This window comes from Microbacterium hydrocarbonoxydans (assembly GCF_000956475.1).
In the GTDB taxonomy this organism is placed as follows: Bacteria; Actinomycetota; Actinomycetes; order Actinomycetales; family Microbacteriaceae; genus Microbacterium; species Microbacterium hydrocarbonoxydans_A.
This window is the reverse complement of sequence record NZ_JYJB01000007.1, coordinates 335,799-354,413: the sequence shown is the minus strand read 5'-3', so window position 1 is coordinate 354,413 and position 18,615 is coordinate 335,799. Positions and strand designations below refer to the sequence as shown.

Annotated in this window: 13 protein-coding genes; 5 read left to right on the top strand and 8 right to left on the bottom strand. The window is 69.4% G+C overall.

From position 1 onward, the window contains the following. Nucleotides 1-66: 66 nt before the first annotated feature. Both RS84_RS06580 and RS84_RS06575 read right to left on the bottom strand, forming a co-directional pair. Nucleotides 67-1,827 (bottom strand): glycoside hydrolase family 3 protein, encoded by a 1,761-nt coding sequence (locus tag RS84_RS06580; RefSeq protein ID WP_045256951.1) that lies wholly within the window; start codon nt 1,825-1,827, stop codon nt 67-69. Continuing rightward, nucleotides 1,827-3,125 (bottom strand): MFS transporter, encoded by a 1,299-nt coding sequence (locus tag RS84_RS06575; RefSeq protein WP_045256950.1) that lies wholly within the window; start codon nt 3,123-3,125, stop codon nt 1,827-1,829. Before RS84_RS06575 ends, RS84_RS06580 begins: the two co-directional genes overlap by 1 nt. 139 nt (nt 3,126-3,264) lie before the next feature. On the opposite strand from RS84_RS06575, the gene RS84_RS06570 reads away from it, so the two are divergent. Continuing rightward, nucleotides 3,265-4,527, top strand: a complete 1,263-nt coding sequence (locus tag RS84_RS06570; protein WP_235281404.1) for a TetR/AcrR family transcriptional regulator — start codon at nt 3,265-3,267, stop codon at nt 4,525-4,527. A gap of 57 nt (nt 4,528-4,584) precedes the next feature. Here RS84_RS06570 and RS84_RS06565 read toward each other — a convergent pair whose 3' ends face one another. Together RS84_RS06565 and recQ are read right to left on the bottom strand one after the other, a co-directional pair. Further along, a complete protein-coding gene (locus tag RS84_RS06565; RefSeq protein ID WP_160298163.1) occupies nt 4,585-7,278 on the bottom strand; it encodes a CshA/CshB family fibrillar adhesin-related protein in 2,694 nt (897 codons plus the stop codon). A 212-nt stretch (nt 7,279-7,490) separates the two neighbouring features. After that, entirely contained in the window at nt 7,491-9,524 is a 2,034-nt protein-coding gene (recQ, locus tag RS84_RS06560; protein WP_045256947.1) for a DNA helicase RecQ, read from the bottom strand. A 106-nt stretch (nt 9,525-9,630) separates the two neighbouring features. Between recQ and RS84_RS06555 the strand changes: the two genes are divergently transcribed. Continuing rightward, complete coding sequence (locus RS84_RS06555; RefSeq protein ID WP_045256946.1) at nt 9,631-9,939, top strand: GNAT family N-acetyltransferase; 309 nt, start codon at nt 9,631-9,633, stop codon at nt 9,937-9,939. Nucleotide 9,940: 1 nt separating this feature from the next. Here the strand turns inward: RS84_RS06555 and RS84_RS06550 are convergent, their stop codons facing one another. Further along, nucleotides 9,941-10,321, bottom strand: a complete 381-nt coding sequence (locus RS84_RS06550) for a hypothetical protein (protein ID WP_152641771.1) — start codon at nt 10,319-10,321, stop codon at nt 9,941-9,943. A gap of 81 nt (nt 10,322-10,402) precedes the next feature. On the opposite strand from RS84_RS06550, the gene RS84_RS06545 reads away from it, so the two are divergent. Beyond that, nucleotides 10,403-11,341 carry a pirin family protein gene (locus tag RS84_RS06545; RefSeq protein ID WP_045256944.1) on the top strand — a complete coding sequence of 313 codons (939 nt, stop codon included), beginning with the start codon at nt 10,403-10,405 and terminating at the stop codon, nt 11,339-11,341. Between the two features lie 173 nt (nt 11,342-11,514). Here RS84_RS06545 and RS84_RS06540 read toward each other — a convergent pair whose 3' ends face one another. Next, entirely contained in the window at nt 11,515-14,544 is a 3,030-nt protein-coding gene (locus RS84_RS06540) for a S8 family serine peptidase (protein WP_052676246.1), read from the bottom strand. Between the two features lie 167 nt (nt 14,545-14,711). Between RS84_RS06540 and RS84_RS06535 the strand changes: the two genes are divergently transcribed. After that, nucleotides 14,712-15,257, top strand: a complete 546-nt coding sequence (locus tag RS84_RS06535; protein WP_045256943.1) for an ECF transporter S component — start codon at nt 14,712-14,714, stop codon at nt 15,255-15,257. A gap of 74 nt (nt 15,258-15,331) precedes the next feature. Here RS84_RS06535 and RS84_RS06530 read toward each other — a convergent pair whose 3' ends face one another. Beyond that, entirely contained in the window at nt 15,332-16,357 is a 1,026-nt protein-coding gene (locus RS84_RS06530; protein WP_045256942.1) for a zinc-binding dehydrogenase, read from the bottom strand. Between the two features lie 11 nt (nt 16,358-16,368). Then, complete coding sequence (locus RS84_RS06525; RefSeq protein ID WP_052676260.1) at nt 16,369-17,601, bottom strand: multidrug effflux MFS transporter; 1,233 nt, start codon at nt 17,599-17,601, stop codon at nt 16,369-16,371. Between the two features lie 102 nt (nt 17,602-17,703). Here RS84_RS06525 and RS84_RS06520 point away from each other — a divergent pair, with 102 nt between their 5' ends. Continuing rightward, nucleotides 17,704-18,591 (top strand): helix-turn-helix transcriptional regulator, encoded by an 888-nt coding sequence (locus tag RS84_RS06520; RefSeq protein WP_082062072.1) that lies wholly within the window; start codon nt 17,704-17,706, stop codon nt 18,589-18,591. Nucleotides 18,592-18,615: the final 24 nt, after the last annotated feature.

The following is an 18,615-nucleotide window of genomic DNA, read 5'->3' as shown; positions in this document are numbered from 1 at the left end:
TCGCTCATGCTCGCCCGCACGCAGAATCGCCCCACGTAAGCCGTGGGGCGATTCGCGTTCCCGCGCTTACAGAGACAGCCCGTGCCCGAAGCGGAAGAGCGGATCGGCGGTGTCGAAGGGCACATCGGCACGCGAGGCTTCGACCGCGGCCATCGAGCGCGGCACGTCGAACGGCAGCTTGCCGGTCGCGGATGCCTGCCCCGTGAGCACGTCGAGCAGAGCGCCGGCGTTCGCACCCCAGTTCGCGACGACCGCGCTCGCGCGGTCGACGAGCGGGCCGAGAACGGCAGGTCGGTCGAGGAACATATCTACGACAGTCGGGACGGATGCTGCAACCTCTGCGACGTGGGCGACGACCTCTTCAGGGAAGTCGAGAGAGCCCGCGTGGAAGAAGTTCTCGAACATCGTCGCGCGCTGCTCATAGGGGGCCTGCAGACGCAGGATCGCAGCATCCGCCTCCTGCGGAGTCGCCACCACCTCCCCGTATCGAGCGGCGACCTCGGAATCGATGCCCTCGACGTACAGCTTGAGCCCTGCACGCAGCGGCAGCACACCGTCATTCGACAGCACCGCGATCGATGCGCGCTGGGCCTGCTCGCCTGCCGCGCGGAACTCCGCCGAGCCAACGATCGCATCAGCCGCCGCCACGTCGACGTAGGGGTTCTCGAACAGCCCGAGCGCGAACTTCTCGCGCAGCAGGCGCCGTGCCGAGACGTCGAGGCGCTCCTCGGACACCTCGCCCGACCGCACCAGCTCGATGAGCATGGCGGTCTCGCTCTCGCCGCCGAACTGGTCTGCGCCCGCGTCGAGGATCTTCACCATCCGTTCGGCGGGCGTGAGGTGCTCGACTCCCCATGCGCGTGCCGCGAAGTCCGCGCCCATGATCGGCTGGTCGGTCACGAGCCCCCAGTCGGTGCACACGATGCCGTCGAATCCGAAGCGCTCACGCAGCAGCCCGGTGAGCACGTCCTTGTTGAATCCGAACCCGACCTCCTCGTACTGCGTGCCGACCGGCATGCCGTAATAGGGCATGATCTGGCGGCCACCCGCGGCGAAGATATCTTCGAAGGGAAGCAGGTGATGCTCGAAGTTGTCGCCGGGGTAGACCTGCTCGCGGCCATAGTCGAAATGCGGGTCCTCGCCATCCTTCTGCGGACCGCCCCCGGGGAAGTGCTTGGTCATCGTGGAGACGGAGCCGGGTCCGAACGACGCCCCCTGGAAACCTCGCACGTAGGCGGCTCCCAGTTCGCCGGCGAGCGCGGCATCCTCGCCGAACGTCTGCAGCTGACGCGCCCAGCGCGGCTCCGTGGCGAGGTCGACCTGCGGGTGCAGGGCGACGCGGATGCCGACGGCGGTGTACTCCTGGCGCGCGATGTCGCCGAAGCGCTCGACGAGCTCTGCGTCGCGGGTCGCCGCGAGCCCCAGGGGCTCGGGCCACTGCGAGAAGGGCCCGGCGAACATGGTCGCGCCGGGGTTGTCGCTGAACGAGTGGCGGGGGTCGGTCGAGATCGACACCGGGATGCCGAGGCGGGTGGACGCCGCGAGCTCCTGCAGCTTGTTGTGCCAGGCCGCGATGTCGCTCGCCTTCGGTGCGACCCCGAGCAGATTGAAGTGGTTCATGTGGCGCTCGACCACGTACTCGCGGTTCGAGGGGATGCCGAAGGCCGAATCGCCCTCGGAGAGCTCGCCGCCCTCGCCCATCACGATCATGGTCTGGAAGAAGAGCCCGGCCTTCTCCTCGAGCGTCATCTCGCCGAGCAACAGCTCGACGCGCTCCTCGACGGGCAGCTCGGCGTTCAGCCAGGGGCGTTCGGTCGGTTCGGTCATCACTTGACTCCCTTGATGCGATAGACGAGCACGGCACCCGCGAGCGCCACCAGCGCTCCGAACAGGTACCAGGTGGCGTAGCCGCCGAGCGGCGTGGCCGCGCCCAGCGCGATGATCGCGGGGGCCACGGCGGGGGCGATCGACTGCGGCAGCGCGTTGGCGATGTTCAGCACCCCGAGATCCTTCGCGACGTCATCGGGGTTGGGCAGCACCTCGGTGGCGAGGGCGAGGTCGACCGAGAAGAACGAGCCGGCGCCGAGTCCGATGACGGCCTGGCCGATGATCACGACCAGGATGCTGGGGGCCACGGCGAGGATCACGAGTCCGACGACCATGATGACGCCTGCGATCGCGACGAAAGGACGGCGCTTGCCGAGCTTGTCGGAGAGGAAGCCGCCGAGCGGCGACGAGATCGCCATGGCAGCCATCGAGGCCAGATTCGCGGCGAGGATGACGCCGATCGCCGATTCCTCGTCGAGGCCGAACTTGGTGACGAGGTAGAGCGGGAGGAAGGTTGCGATGCCGGCGTAGCCGAACATCACCAGGAACTTCGTCAGCCAGGTCCAGCCGAAGTCGGGGTGCGTGCGGGGGTTGAAGACGAACGAGCCGAAGAACATGCCGATCGTGAACTTCTCGGCCGGCTTCTCGGTGAGCACGCGGTCCTTGAGGATCGCGACGAAGAGGATCGCCAGGATCAGGCTGATCACGCCGGGGACGACGAAGCGCTCGAAGTCGCCGGGGAGGAAGTTCACCAGGAAGCTGCCGGCGAGGATTCCGATAGGCGTCGTGATTCCGACCAGGCCGGAGACCTTTCCACGACTCGAGACCGGCACCTGATCGGGCAGCGTGGCGTTCGCGGCCGCGAGGACGGCGTTCATCGAGGTCTGCACGAGGCACCACGCGAGCAGGACCATCCAGACCGAGGATGCGGCGCCGATCAGGGCGAATCCGCCCAGGCCGACGATCGCGCCGCCGAGGATCCACGGCCGCCGCATCCCCCACCGCGAGGTGGTGCGGTCGGAGAGCCGCCCGACGAGCGGGTTCGCGATGAGCGCGAACGCCGCGCCGACACCCATCACGAGTCCCAGGCTGCCCTCGGTGTTCGCGGGATCGATGTGCTGGACCTTGAAGGCCATCGAGACCATGACCGGGGTGAGCAGGGCGAGGTAGACGCCGAAGTTCACGGCCGCGAGACCCGGAGTGTAGCCGCGCGGCGTCTTGGCGGGAGTCGTTCCGGGCAGCTTGAAGCCGGTGGTTCCGGCGGCGGCCGCATTCGCGGCCGATGACAGCTCTGTCATGGGAGTTCCTTTCGGGCAGGGGCTCAGCCGGTCGTCGGCGACTCGGCGCTGACTCGAGGATACAGAAATCTCGACCGTTTGGTAAGTGAATATCGACCGATTGGTAATGCGCGAGGATAGAGTGTCACAGGAGGATGCGATGACCAGCACCCGCAACGCCCGATCCGCCGCCACCCGTCAGCGGATCCTCGGGGCTGCTCACGAGCTGTTCGTCACTCAGGGCTACCGCTCCACTTCCCTGCGCGACATCGCCGCCGCGGCATCCGTCAGCCACCCCGGGCTCCTCGGTCATTTCCCCTCGAAGGACGCGTTGCTGGCCGAGGTCGTCGCGCGGTTCGAGCAGGACAACGCAGACGTGTTCGACCTGGCCGTCGCGGCCGCGGAGCCCGGAGCGCTGATGTTCTCGGAACTCGCGGCGCGCAACGCCACCACGCCGGGCTATCTCGAGCTTTTCGCGGCGCTCACCGGCGAAGCATCCGCCACCGGCCATCCCAGCCATGAGCGCATGCGCGAGCGATACGCGAACATGCGCGCGCTCACGATGGATGCGCTGCAGGACGCCGTCGACCTCGGCGTCATCGCCCCCGACCGCGACGTCGCCGCGGAGACCACGCGCGCCATCGCGGGATGGGACGGTCTGCAGCTGATCGCACAGTACCTGCCCGATCGCGTCGACGTCGTCGACATGCTGGGAGAGCGTGAGGGGCTCTGGGCGACGCCCGTCGGCTGGCGCGCCTCTGACGAGACGGACCCGCGCCCGGAGGGCGCCGGCCCGCTTCCCGAGCTCTCCGTCAGCTCGATGGGAGACGACGACCTCTCCGGGTACGCGACCGGCCGTCGCCGGCGTGCGCGTATCCTCGCCGACGCCATGCAGCTGTTCGCCCGCAGCGGCTACGGCGACACGAGCCTCAGCGACATCGCCTCGGTCGTGGGCGTCTCGAAGTCGACGCTGCTGCACCACTTCCCCACCAAGGAGGCGCTGCTGAGCGCGGTGCTGATCCAGCGCGACCGGGCGATCCGAGGGCACGGCGAGGAGACCGCCACCGCGCGAGCCGCCGACGTGCTGCGAGGGATGCCCGAGGGCGCACAGCGCAACGCCACCGACGAGCCGGGCCTGATCGAGGTGTACGCCGTGCTGTCATGCGAGGCGGTGCCCGCCTCCCATCCCGCGCACGACTACTTCACCGATCGCTTCCGCCGCAGCATCGACTACTTCACCGAGATGTTCCGGCTCGCGCAACTCGACGGTGATCTGCCGGAGCACCGCGATCCCGAGCGCGAGGCGATCTGGCTCATCGCCCTGTGGGACGGCCTGCAGTATCAGTGGCTCTACGACCGGAAGGCGGTCGACGTCGCGGAGCAGCTGCGGGCCCACCTCGACGACGTGCTGCCTGCACACTGAGTCGCCGGCCGATGCCGGGCCGAGCATCGAACGGATGCTCGGCCCGGCAGTGGGGGATCAGTCCGCGTCGTCGCGGCGACGGCGACGGAACAGGAACACGCCCCCTACGGCAATGGCGAGGATTCCGACGACGAGCGCCGCCACCGGAAGGGCTCCACCTGTGGTCGCGAGCGGCGAGGCAGGCGGCGTCGTGGGATCAGGTGTCGGCGCCGGCGTGCGGATCGGGGTGACCGTGCAGTCGGGGCGCTCAGCGTCCTGCGGCGTGCACTCCGGCGTCGCGGGCGGCGGGGTGCCTCCGTCGAGCAGGAAGTTCGCCGCGATGTCGTCGCCGCGCTGCCCGTCGGCACGCACGGTGACCTGATACGTCACCGACGCGAGCTCACCGGGTTCGACCTCCCCCGTGATCGAGATGATCTCGCCCTCGCGGGTCACAGTGAGGGTGTCGGATGCCGGCTCGATCGTGACGTCGGCGTCGTCCAGCACGTGCGTCAGGTGGTCCGCCGCGTCGATCGCCGCCGAAGCCAGGCCGTCTTCGTTCGCGAACCAGAGCGTGTAGTCGAGGGTCGTCCCGGCCACGACAGGGTCACTGCTGGCCTTGACCTCCTTCCACCAGCTCGGGTCTGCTGCCGGCACCTGGGCCGTATCGCACGCATCCGCCCATGCCGCCGCGTCGTCGGGGTCGACGCACACGGTGTTGAAGAGCAGGTGGTCGCCGGTGCCGCGGTAGATCACCGAGTACTCGATCGTCACGGTCTGACCGCTCGCGAGCGCGCCACGCCAGGTGAGGTAGCGATCGCCGTCGAACTCGGGCTGCGGGTCGACATCCGAGGTCACGGCGTCGAAGGTCGCATCGTCGAGGACCTCGATGAGGTCGTCGCGGACCACGGCAGGAGCGTCCGCGGTGAAGGCGCCAGGCCCGGAGTTGGTCAGCTCGACGCGGAACCGGGCCGCGCCTCCCACGGCCGGAAGGTCGGCCGTGAGCGCCGTCTTCTTCACCGTGAGCTTCGGCAACAGGTGCACAGCCTCGGCGCACGACTCGCCCGTCACCGGGTCCCTGCCGTCGACGGCATCCGCGCAATCGGGCGTGACAGGATTCTTCGGGTCGGCCGGCGCCCAGGCGACGTTGCGGGCTGTGCCGTCGCCGCCGCCCTTCACGACCGTGCTGTACGTGATCTCGACGCGATCCCCGACTGCGAGCACCCCCGTCCACGACAGAAGCGGCGAGGCGTACGAGACTGTACCGGCCCGGTCGGCCGACGCATCGTCAGCGTAGTCGGCGTCGTCGAGCACACCCGCGAGGTCGTCGACCACGACCGCGGGGTACTGCGTGGTGAACGGGGTCGTTCCGGTGTTCGTCGCCCGCACCGTGTACGTGACGGTGTCGCCGGGACGAGTGTCGGCCGTCGCATCAGAGATCTTCTCGATCGCCAGACCAGGCAGCGAGAGGGTCAGCGCGTGGTCCTCGACCTCGCCCGAGGTCGTGATGCCGATGGGAGAGGCCAGCTCGGCCTCGGAAGACGCGATGCGCAGCCGCACGAAGCTCGCCCCGCTCTTCGCATCGAGCGGCACGGTCCAGCTCAGCGTGGACGTGCCCCCGGCGCACGGCACGGGTGCGGAGCGCTCGCCGTCATCGAACACGCCGTTGCGGTTCCAGTCGATCCAGCCGGCGACGACGCCGTTGCCCGTGCACGCGACCGAGGCCAGCGTGTACTGCTCGCCTGGCGTCACCGCGACCGTGCCGATCGCGCCCACGGCGTCTTCGTCGTCTGATCCGGAGAGGTCGTCGCCGTCAGCGGCGGCACTGAACAGGTGCGACGACTCGGCATCGACGGATGCACCGAGCCGGAGCGCCGGTGCGCCCGGCGTCGCGAGGGTGAAGGCGTCGTCAGAGACGTTCGTGGTGCCGATCGGCACAGAGCCGCCCTGCCAGTCCCGGTCGAGGAGGGCTCCGGCCTCACCGTAGCTCTCGGGTGCGTCGCCGAAGTCGGCGTCGAGCATCACGCCCAGCGCGATGGCGGTGCGCCCACCACCCTTCATCTGAACGCTCGCCCCGGTCGCCCCCTCCATGAAGCCGATCGCGATGGGCCCGTAGCCGTCTGCCCGCTGGGAGCACTGATCGGCGTCGGGAGACAGACGCAGCTGACCACCCGACTGCAGGGTGGCGTTGACGCTCGTGGCGCAGTTGCGCGCACGCTCGATGATACGCCAGCTGGCCGAGGTCTCGTCGGGGTCGGCCTGGATGTACTCGCCCTGGCGCAGGTTGCTCGACTCGGCATCAGCGACGACGAGACCGCTCAGCGGCACCGCACGGCCGTCGAGGGTGGTCGCGCAGGAGAAGTGGAAGCTCACGGTGGCGCCGTTGTCCGTGTTGGCGAGGCCGTAGACCATCTGGTTGGCGGTGCCGGCGCCGCCGATGTTGTACAGGTTGTCGATCGCGTCGCCTCGGTAGTCACCGGAGCGGTAGGCCTTCACGTTCCCCGAGACTCCGTCGATCGTGCACGTCGTCTTCAGGGTCTGGCCGCCGATGACACGGGTCGTCTCGGCCACCGAGCCGTTCACGATCGGCGTGTTGCTCGCGCCCCATTCCATCCAGTCGATGGAACCGCGGTACAGCCCGTCTCCGCCTTCGGCGTAGGTGGCGGATGCCGGAGCGGCCGTGAACAGCAGGCTCGCGGCCGCGAGCGCGGCGGCGACGACCATGGATCCTGCCCTGCGGCGCCTCGTCGATCCTGCGGTCGATATGGACGTCATGTGCTTCCCCCAGTTTCTCTGCCGCCGGGGGGCAGGCGCGTCCGATGGACGCATCGCGATCACTCCCCCGAGCGGTTCGACGCGGTGGCGCAGAGAGGCGCCGACCGTATTCCCATCCATGAGGGTACCGGAGCGCGCTTGGCCGCCCAAGCCCGAGCCGGCGCAGGCGCACGTTGCCATGCCGAGAATCAGCGGCTGCGGAGGGGCTCCCCTCAGGCCGCGGCGATCACCGCTAGCACTCCCTCGCCGTAGGCCTCGCGCTTCTTCGCGCCGATGCCCGTGATGCCGTCGAGAGCATCCATCGACATCGGACGGTGCTCGGCCAGGGCTCGCAGAGTGGCGTCGCCGAAGACGATGTACGCCGGCACGCCCTGCTCGCGCGCGGTCTCGGCACGCCAGGTGCGCAGCGCCTCGAAGAGCGGGCGGTCGCCGGCATCCAGCGCGTCGGCGGCGCTCGCCTTGCGGGCACGTGAGGACGATGCGGGCCGGCCGATCGTGTCCTTGCGCAGCGGCACCGCGGTCTCGCCCTTGAGCACACCGGCGGCGGGTTCCCCGAGCGCCAGGGTGCCGTACTCCCCCTGCGCGACGAGGATGCCGCGCGCGAGGAGCTGGCGGATCACGCTGCGCCAGTCTTGATCGGAGAGGTCGGCGCCGATGCCGTACGTCGCGATCTGCTCGTGCCCCTGCTGGCGGATGCGCTCGGTCGATGCTCCGCGGAGGATGTCGATCAGGTGTCCGGCGCCGAAGGCCTGGTTGCGCTCGCGCTTGAGGCGCACGATGGTCGACAGCAGCTTCTGGGCGGGCACGAGTCCGTCGAAGGTGTCGGAGGGCTCGAGGCATGTGTCGCAGTTGCCGCACGGCTGCGACTCCTGGCCGAAATAGCCGAGCAGGTTCTGGCGACGGCACTCGACCGTCTCGCACAGCGCGAGCATCGCGTCGAGGTGCTGCCCCATGCGCATCTTGAACGTGCGGTCGCCGGGGCTCTGGTCGATCAGGCGGCGCTGCTGCACGACGTCGCCGAGCCCGTAGGCCATCCAGGCGACGGACGGCTCGCCGTCGCGGCCGGCTCGTCCGGTCTCCTGGTAGTAGCCCTCGACGGACTTCGGCAGATCGATGTGGGCGACGAACCGGACGTCTGGTTTGTCGATGCCCATGCCGAATGCGATCGTCGCGACCATGACGACACCGTCCTCGCGCAGGAAGCGCGACTGGTTCGCGGCCCGCACCTCGGCGGGAAGCCCCGCGTGATACGGCAGGGCGTCGAGGCCCTGCGCCGCGAGATAGGTCGCGGTCTGCTCGACGGACTTGCGACTGAGCGCGTAGACGATGCCGGCCGCGCCCTCGGGCTGAGACCGGATGAACGCGACCAGCTGCTTGCGCGGATCGACCTTCGGCACGATCCGGTACTGGATGTTCGGACGGTCGAAGCTGGCCACGAAGTGCTTCGCGTCGTCGAGATGCAGCCGCTCTGTGAGCTCCTTGTGCGTCTCATGGGTCGCGGTGGCGGTGAGCGCCATGCGCGGCACCCCGGGGAACCGCTCACCCAGGTCGCCCAGCGCGAGGTAGTCGGGGCGGAAGTCATGACCCCACTGCGACACGCAGTGCGCCTCGTCGATCGCGATGACGCTGAGCGTGCCGCGCTGGAGCAGCGAGGTCGTGGCGGGGCTGGAGAGCCGCTCGGGAGCCACGTAGATGAGATCGAGCTCGCCGGCGACGTACGCCCGCTCGACCTCGCGGCGCTCGTCGATCGACTGCGTCGAGTTCAGGTACGCCGCCTTCACGCCGTTCGCACGCAGTGCGTCGACCTGATCGTGCATGAGCGCGATGAGAGGGCTGATCACGAGACCGGTGCCCTCGCGCACCAGCGCCGGCACCTGGTAGGTGATGCTCTTGCCGCCGCCGGTCGGCATCAGCACGACGGCATCCCCGCCGCCGATCACCTGCTCGACGATCGCGGCCTGGTCGCCGCGGAACTCCTCGTACCCGAAGACCGTGTGCAGCGCCTCGCCGGCGGTCGCGAATCGGCTCGGCGTCGCCCGTCTCACGGCAGAGGCGGATGCCGTCACCGGTGTCACAGGGCCCGGACCCCAGTCCAGCGGCGGCTCATACCCTGCGCCCTGCGGCTCCCAGTCCATGGGCTCCGGCGGTTCACTCGGCTCCCAGCCATCACCCCAGGGCTCGTCTGCGTACCCTTCGACGGGCTCAGGAACCCATCCTGCGTAGGGATCACGGGAGGTCTGCGGCATCCCCCCAGCGTAACGACCAGCGCCGACAACCGGCCGCGTTCTCCACAGGGCGAGATCCGCACCCTTCCCAGGCCTTCGCGCTCTGCGGCGGGCGTAGGTTGGTCGCATGACCGACACCACCGTCACCCGCAACGACGACGCGTCCCGTTACGAGATCACGGTCGGCGATGTGCTCGCCGGCTTCGCCGAGTTCGACCTGCGCCCCGGCGCGATCCGCTTCACGCACACTGAGGTCGACCCCGCGTTCCAGGGACGCGGACTGGCCGGCATCCTCGCGAAGGCGGCGCTCACAGACGCCGCAGCGTCCGGCGACGCGATCGTGCCGCTGTGTCCGTACATCGCGAAGTACCTCGAGACGCACGAGATCCCCGGTGCCGAGATTCGCTGGCCGAAGCGACCGGGGGCCGCGGGCTGAGCTACCTCAAGCAGACGTCGGTGTAGTAATCACGTAGGGCGGTCCCGGCCTTCTCCACCGCCGGGTCATCGTGGTACGCGTCGAACGTCCCCGACAAGTCCGCATCCGTGACATCGACGACCTTCTCGAGATAGGCCTTCCAGGTTTCGAGTTCGTCTGCAAGATCGGCTGCGGGCGAGAGCTTCTCGACCAGCTCGAGCCGGTCCCGCACGTGGGCGGTGACGTCCATCCCCGGGACCACGGGGTTGAACGCGACGGCGGCGATCTCCGTGTCGTCGAGGAGCGGCCCGCAGAACCCCGCGTTGCCTCCGGAGGCGCAGCCGCTCAGAATGAGGGAAGCGCCGAAGACGGCCACAATCGACGATGACACGGCGGCACGCATGCCGTCGAGTCTAACCAGGCGCCGAGCAAGGCCCGCCGCCCCGAGCGGCGCGGTCCGCCACGGCAGAAGAAGGAGCATCCGATGGCATCTGTCGGGGAACGGCGCATCGTCCTCGAGCCCAGGGAGGTTCCGCTCGGCGGGGTCCGCGGCATGAACGTGCTGCGTGCGCTCCCCCATCGCAACCTCCCCACGATCGGCGCGTGGTGCTTCCTCGACCGCTTCGGCCCTGCCGACACGAAGATGCGCGTCGAGCCGCACCCGCACATCGGCTTGCAGACCGTGACCTGGCCTCTGGTCGGAGAGATCCGCCATCGCGACTCGCTCGGCAGCGACGCGGATCTTCGTCGAGGACAGCTCAACCTCATGACGGCCGGCAACGGCATCTCGCACTCCGAGTACTCGATCGGCGATGACCCGATCCCGCTCGACGCTCTGCAGTTCTGGGTCGTGCTGCCGGAGTCCGCCCGGCACGGGGCTCCCGGCTTCGAGCGCCACACGGATCTGCCGAACGTCGCTCTTCCCGCGGTGGAGGGGACGGATGCCGAGGCCACGGTCGTCCTGGGAGAGTTCGCCGGCGTGCGATCGCCCGCGACCGTGCACACGCCGATCGTCGGCGCCGAGATCGTGGTGCCTGCGGGCTCGACTGTTCGGCTGCCGCTCGACGTGGAGTGGGAGCACGCCGTGATGCTCGTCGAGGGCGACATCACCGTGGCGCAGCATGCGCTCGCTCTGAACGACCTGCTCTACCTCGGCGACTCCCGCGACCACGTCGACGTGTCGAGCGCCGAAGGGGCCTTGCTGTTCCTGCTGGGCGGCGAGCCCTTCGAGGCCGAGATCGTCATGTGGTGGAACTTCGCCGGCCGCAGCCATGACGAGATCGCGCGGGCGCGCACCGACTGGGAGAACGAGTCGGCCGGCGGCCCGACCGGCCGGTTCGGCGTCGTCGACGGACACGACGTGCGCATCCCTGCGCCGCCCCTGCCCGATGTGCGGCTGATGCCCCGAGGGCGGAAGATCTGAACGACCGATCGCTTCTCGATCTCTGCGTCGGCCAACAGCGGGCGCGATATTCACGTTCAGAAGCAACAACCTTGAATTAGCAGGCGCCTATTCAAGGGTGCGATCGGTCCCACGACCACCCCGGCAGCACGACGCCCCGCGCTCGATGAGCACGGGGCGTCGTGTGCTGAGTGCTACTGCGCGTCGACCGTGAGGATGGTCGACACCGCCGAGTCCGCGTACCGGACGAGTCCGAGGTAGCGGGTGCCGGCGGTGAGGCCGGACCAGCTGAGCTCGTAGTTCGTCTTCTCACCGCGGACCGCGGCGATCGGGTTCGGGTTCACCGCGAACGCGCCCTCGCCGGCCGGCAGCACGTTGGCGTAGGTCATGTCCCACGTCATCGGAGCCGAGGTCGAGTACACGTTCGCGACGACCATGTACGTCCCCGCCTCGGGAGCGGTGAGCGTGACCTGCTCATCGGCAGAGCCCGTCGCCGACGTCCACTTGTCGTAGTAGCGCAGGTCGTCCGCGCTCACCACGTGGTACACCGACAGGTCGAGGTCGCTGCCCGTGTCGTCGGACGAGTCGAGGTCGAAGCGCGACAGCGTCGTACCGGCAGGCACGTCCACGATCCACGCCACGTCCTTGTTCTCGTCGCCCGACGCCTCGTCGCCCGAGTGCCCCTCGACCCGGCCATCCGGGTCGGCGAGCAGCTGGAACGGTGCGAGGCCCGACAGGTTCAGGGCCAGGTCTCCGTCCAGACCCGGCGTGATCTCCACCGTGGTGGCTCCGTCGAGGCCCGTGCCGGACACCTCGGCCGGAGCATCCGCCGTCACCGGGAACACCGCGATCGGCGAGCGCACCGTGTTCTTCGCACTCGACCAGGTGAGCGAGCCGGTGGCCCACTGCTCGACCGGGGCGGTGGCGTTGTCGAACGTGACCGTGAAGGTCGCGGTCTCGCCGGCCTTGCTGAAGTTCAGCGTGGACGGCTCGACCGTGACATCGACGCCGGGCAGATCGACGGATGCCGTGAACGTGCCGGCCTCGGTCGAGGTCACCGTGCGGGTGACCGTCTGCGCGCTCGCGAGCGAACCGATCGAGAAGGACGCGATGTTGAGATCGCTGCCGTCGATCGGGTCGACGCCGTCGAACTGCGCCAGGCCCTTGCCCTCGAGGAACGCGGCCCAGTCCTGCACGCCGTTCAGATACAGAAGCCCCGGTGCCAGGTAGCGCTTCGGGTCGACCTCACCCGCGCCCTGCTCGAAGGGGTTGGCGTTCTTCGAGCCGTCGGCGTTCACGGTGTCGTAGGCCGTCGTCATCATGGCCGACTTGATCTCGGCCGGGGTCGCGTTCGGACGCTCGCCCAGGTACAGGGCCGCGAGGCCTGCGACGTGCGGAGCAGCCATCGACGTGCCCGAGAGGATGCCGAAGGTCGGCGCCTCGTCGGCGGCGTTGTTCGTGGCCGCAAGAATCGCCACGCCGGGCGCGGCGACATCGGGCTTCATGATGTCACTGCCGTCGGCGAGCATCGGGCCGCGGCTCGAGAATCCCGCGATCTGCGGGACCGGAGTCGTGACGCCCGTGGTGTTCTCGCCGATCAGCGTGACGGGCCGGTCGGCGCCGCCCTGCACGTAGGCGAGGACGGCCGCACGGTAGGCGGAGGCCAGGTGCACTGTCGGCACGGCGTGGAAGTCGTTGTCGAGCGAGTCGGCTCCGCCTGGCACGTTCACGAGGATCATGCCCATGCTGCCGGCATCCTTCACGACCTGCGACTTCTCGGCGCGCGCGTTGCCACCGCGATCGCAGACCACGATGTGACCGGCGACCTTCGCCGGGTCCAGCGTGCCGGGGTAGCAGAGCTGGGCGTTCGCGGCGCCCGCCGCGGCCGCGTCACCCGCATAGATCGACGGGCCGGTCACCTCGCCGCCGAACGGCACGCTCACCGAAGCCCCGGCCTGCGCGAACCCGTCGAAGGTGACGGTGCCCTCCCAGGTCGGGATCGTGGATGCCGCGACAGTGGTGTACCAGGGTGAGGCATGGTCAGCTGTCGAGACGTCGGGGCCGTCGTTGCCGGCGCTGGCCGACACGAACACTCCGGCAGCGGCGGCGTTGAAGAACGCGATGTCCTCGGGAGCGAGCACGGTCTTGGCTGCTCCTCCGCCGATCGAGTAGTTGATCACGTCGACGCCGTCGGCGACGGCCTGATCGATCGCCGCGACGAGGTCGCTGAGCGCGCAGATGTCATCCGTGGTCACCGCCGGGTCGGGGCCCTCGTAGCAGGCCTTGTAGGCCGAGATCTTCGCGCCGGGTGCGACGCCCGAGATCTTGCCGAAGTCGACATTCTCGATCGACGCCTGCACTCCGAAGTTCCCGGCCGCCGTGCTCGCGGTGTGCGAGCCGTGGCCGGCGCCGTCGCGCGGCGACAGGAAGTCGTACTGGAAGTCGAAGCCGTCGGCCTCGGCGCCCGTGTAGAAGTACTGCGCGCCGATGATCTTCGAGGAGTAGTCGCTCCTGTCCCACTCCTGGCCCTCGACCATCAGCGAGCGGAACTGCCCGCCGTCGGACTTGTCGAAGTAGATGTAGGTGCCGTCGGTGTAGGGCTCTGCGCCCTTGTGACGGTTCTGCTGCTTCTTCTGCTTCTTGAGCTTCTTGCCCGCGAAGGACGGATGCTCCGGCGCGATGCCCGTGTCGATCACGCCGACGACGACGCCCTCGCCCGCACGGTCGACACCTCCTGTCGCCTGCCAGATGCCGCCGCGGCCCTTCTTGTCGTCGCCGAGCCCGAGGAACGAGGTCGAGGTCTGCGCGTCGGGGTGGCGGATCTCGTCGGGGTACACGTCGTACACGTCTTTCGACGCACGCAGCTTGTCGACCTGCTCGCCGGTGAGCTGTGCGCTGAAGCCGTTGAGGACGACCTGGTAGCTGGTGTCGGGTGTCACGCCGACCTGCTGGGCGAGGCTCTGCTGCTCGGTCTCGAGATGCTGCACGTAGCGCTGGGACTCGGCGGAGTCCGTCTCGAGCTGTTCGCCTTCTGCGGGCTTCGTGGCCTTGAGGCCCTTCACGTCGCCGGTGTAACTGGCGAGCGGGTCGGACTTCATCACGACGATGTAGTGCCCCGGCGTGCCCTCGACGGGAGTGGGATGTGTCACCTCCTCCACGCCTGCGTAGCCTGCTGTGGCCGTCGACGCGATGAACAGCGTTGCCAGGGTTGTGGCTGCTGCCATCCGGAGGGGGGTTCGACCCATGTGGTGCTCCCAGATGATCACGGCGCGGCTGGGTTGCCGCGCCATCGCTCAACGTAGCCGCGCCCTCGGACTCACACCAGATCCACAGGTGCTTCCTGGCCGATCGGCCAGGCTCGGCATCCGATGGTCGACAGTAGGCTGGATGGGTGTCATCCCCCTCCTCCGCGCTGTCGACCCGTGTGCTGCTCGTGTGCGCCGCGATCGGAGTGGCGACCGGGATGCTCGGCGGAGTCGCCGGCTGGGTGACCGTGCCGGTGATCGCCGGACCGGCGTTCCTGTACGGCCTGGTCCTCGGCTCGCACGTGCTGCCCGGCATCATCGCGCAGGAGGTGCTGCGACGCCCGCTCGTCGCCCTGATCACTCATGTGGTCGCGGCTCTCATCGCGAGCGCCTTCAATCCGGCGTGGACGATGCGCTTCCTCGGCACGGCCCTGCTGTTCGGTGCGATCCAGGAGGGCGTGGCTGCGCTCACCCGCTACCGCAGCTGGGGCGCATGGCGCTTCTTCATCTCCGCCGCCGTGATCGGCGTGATCGTCGCAGTCGTCGTGTATCTCGCCGTCGATCTGTCGGTCAGACCGACCTGGGAGCAGATCGCCTACCTCGTGATCGCGGTGCTCGGCCCGGTCGCCTGGACGGCCGTCGGCCTCAGTATCGGCTCAGCACTCACCCGCGCGGGCGTCACACGGCGGTAGCCGCGGAGCCTCCCCCTTGTGCCAGGCCCCGGAAGACAGAGTCCCCCGGGGCCCGGCAGCCGGTGATCGGGCGCTCAGTCCGTCGTGAGCAGCACCTTGGTCGCGCGGCGCTCGTCCATGGCCCGGTAGCCCTCTGCGGCCTCGTCGAGCGGCAGCGTCAGATCGAACACCGCGCCAGGGTCGATCTCGCGGTTCCAGATCGATCGGATGAGGTCGGGAAGGAAGCGGCGCACCGGTGCCGGGCCGCCGTGCACATGCACGCTCGAGAAGAACAGCTCGAGCCCGTCGATCGAGACGTCGTGCGAGACACCGACGAACCCGACATGTCCGCCGGCGCGAGTGGCGCGGATGGCCTGGTCCATGGCCTCCTGTGTGCCGACGGCCTCGATCGTGGAGTGCGCGCCGAGCCCGTCGGCGAGCTCCTTGATCTTCGCGACGCCCTCCTCACCGCGCTCGGCGACGATGTCGGTCGCGCCGAAGCGACGTGCGAGGGCCTGCCGGTCGGCGTGCCGGGACATCACGATGATCCGCTCGGCGCCGAGCTGCGCGGCGGCGAGGACGGCGAGCAGGCCGACCGCGCCGTCGCCGACGACCGCGACCGTCTTGCCGGGGCCGGCCTCCGCAGCCACTGCTGCGAACCAGCCGGTGCCGAGCACGTCGGACGCCGCGAGCAGCGAGGGAACGAGATCCGCAGGAGGCTCGCCCGGCGTGACGACGAGAGTGCCATCGGCGAGCGGGATGCGGGCGTACTGCGCCTGGGTGCCCACCGAGCCCATCATCACCTGGTGCACGCAGCGCGACTGATACCCGGCGCGGCAGATCTCGCAGGTGTTGTCAGACGCGACGAACGACCCGACCACGTGATCGCCCGGCTTCACCAGCGCGACGGCGTCGCCGACGCTCTCGACCACGCCGATGTACTCGTGGCCCATCCTCTGCGGGCCGGTGAGCTGCTCGACGCCGCGGTACGGCCACAGGTCCGAGCCGCAGATGCAGGTGGCGGTGACGCGGATGATCGCGTCGGTGGGCTCGACGATGACGGGCATCTCAAGCTCTTCGATGCGCACGTCGCCAGGGGCGTGCAGGACTACTCCGCGCATGACGGATCCTCTCAGTGGATGGTGGTGATGGTCTCGGACGCTGCCGGTTGCGCGGCGCGCGCCGGCCGGATCAGGAAGACGAACGCGAGGGCGGCGAGAACGACGGATGCCACGGTGACGATGCCGAGCGGAAGGATGCTGGTCGCCCCCGCCACGCCGACGAGCGGAGCCGCGATGCCGCCGAACCCGAACCGCACCATGCCGAGCAGCGAAGAGGCGGTGCCGGCGATCTGCGGATACTCGATCAGGGCGATCGTGGTGGCCGGCGGGGAGCTGACCGCCACGCCCCCGGCGAGAAGGAACAGCGACACGAGCACGACCCACAGCGGCATCCGGCTCAGGCCGGAGGCGAGAAGGCCGAGTGCGCCGACGCCCGCCACGACGACGCCGACGCTCAGCGTGCCGCGCAGCCAGCGGCCGGCCGTGCGCCCTGACACGAAGCCGAGAACCATGAAACCGGCCGAGTTGGCGCCGAAGGCGAGGGCGTAGGCGAGCGGCGAGAGCCCGTAGATGTCCTGCAGCACGAAGGTGGCCCCGGAGAGGTAGGCGAACAGCGCCGCGTACAGGAAGCCCTGGTTGAGGATGGCACCGAGGAACACCCGGTCGCGCAGCAGCACGCGGAAGTCGTGGAGGATGTGCCCGAGGCCGCCCGTCGTCCGCGATTCCGCGGGCAGCGTCTCATCGAACGCCACGAGAGTGATCACGAGGATGACGGCGCCGATCGCGGCGAGGAAGACGAAGAGTCCGCGCCAGTCCGTGATGCCGTTCAGCAGCCCGCCCATCAGCGGCCCGACGATCGCCGCGAAGCCGCCGACCACGGTGAGCCGCCCGTAGAAGCGGATCAGCGCGCCGTCCGTGTAGACATCCCGCCCCGCCGCCTGGGCGATCACGATGCCCACGCCGCCGGTGAGCCCCTGCACCAGCCGCGCCAGGATCAGCAGCTCGATCGAGGGGCTCGCCGCGCACAGCAGCGAGGTGCCGATGTAGGCGACGATGCCGATGAGCAGGATGCCGCGGCGCCCGTACCGGTCGGAGAGCGGACCGGCGATCAGCTGGCCGGCCGCGAGGCCGATGAGGCAGGCCGTGACCGTGAGCTGTGCGACCGAGGTCGCCGCCGAGAGCTCGAGCGTCAGCGCGGGGAGCGCCGGCAGGTACAGGTCCATCGAGATCGGGCCGAACACGGTCAGCAGGAGCAGCAGCGTCGGAAGGATCCGCCGTGCGAACGATCGTGTCGAGGTGTTCATGCGATCCAGCATCCGCTCATCCGCGTCGGCGTGGGAGTCCCTGCGAAAGGGTGTACCGACAGGGCGCCCCTCGGCGGCGGGAGGCGGTCTAGCCTGCTGTGCATGGACAATCGAGCAGAGGTGAGGGAGTTCCTCATGTCCCGCCGGGCCAGGGTGACCCCAGAGGCGGTCGGGCTGAACGCCGGCGGCAACCGCCGCGTCGACGGGCTCCGCCGCAGCGAGGTCGCGGCGATCGCAGGCGTCAGCGTCGAGTACTACGCCAAGCTCGAGCGCGGCGCGATCGCCGGCGCCTCGGCATCCGTCCTCGATGCGCTCGCGCGCGCCCTGCAGCTCGACGACGCGGAGCGCGCGCACCTGTTCGACCTCGCACGGGCCGCAGACGGCATTCCCACGAGCGGGCGTTCCCGCGGACGCGCGGTGAAGGCCGCCGCACCCCGGCCGAGCCTGCACTGGGCTCTCGACGCGATCACCGACGCGGTCGCGTTCGTTCGGGATCCGCAGCAGAACCTCCTCGCGATGAACGCGCTCGGCCGTGCCTTCTACACGCTGGTCGTCGGCGAAGGAGGACGGATGCCGAACCTGGCCCGCTTCCAGTTCCTCGACCCGGCGTCGCACGAGTTCTACCCCGACTGGGACCTCATGGCGCACATGTGCGTGGGCGTCATGCGTGCAGAGGCCGGTCGCGACCCCCACAACAAGGCCATGCAGGATCTCGTGGGAGAGCTGTCGACGCACAGCGAGACATTCCGGCAGCTGTGGGCCGCACACGACGTCCGCACGCACGGAACAGGCACGAAGAGGTTCCAGCATCCTCTCGTGGGCGAGCTCGTGCTCGCCTACGAGGAGCTCGCGATCACGGCGGAGCCCGGAAACGTGATGCTGATCTACAGCGCCGAGCCGGGCTCGCCGTCGGCAGAGCGGATGCGGCTGCTCGCGTCGTGGGCGGCGTCGGGCGCACGTGGCGAAATAGGTAAGGCTCAGCTAAGTTAAGAGGGTTCGTTCCCTCGGGTCCCG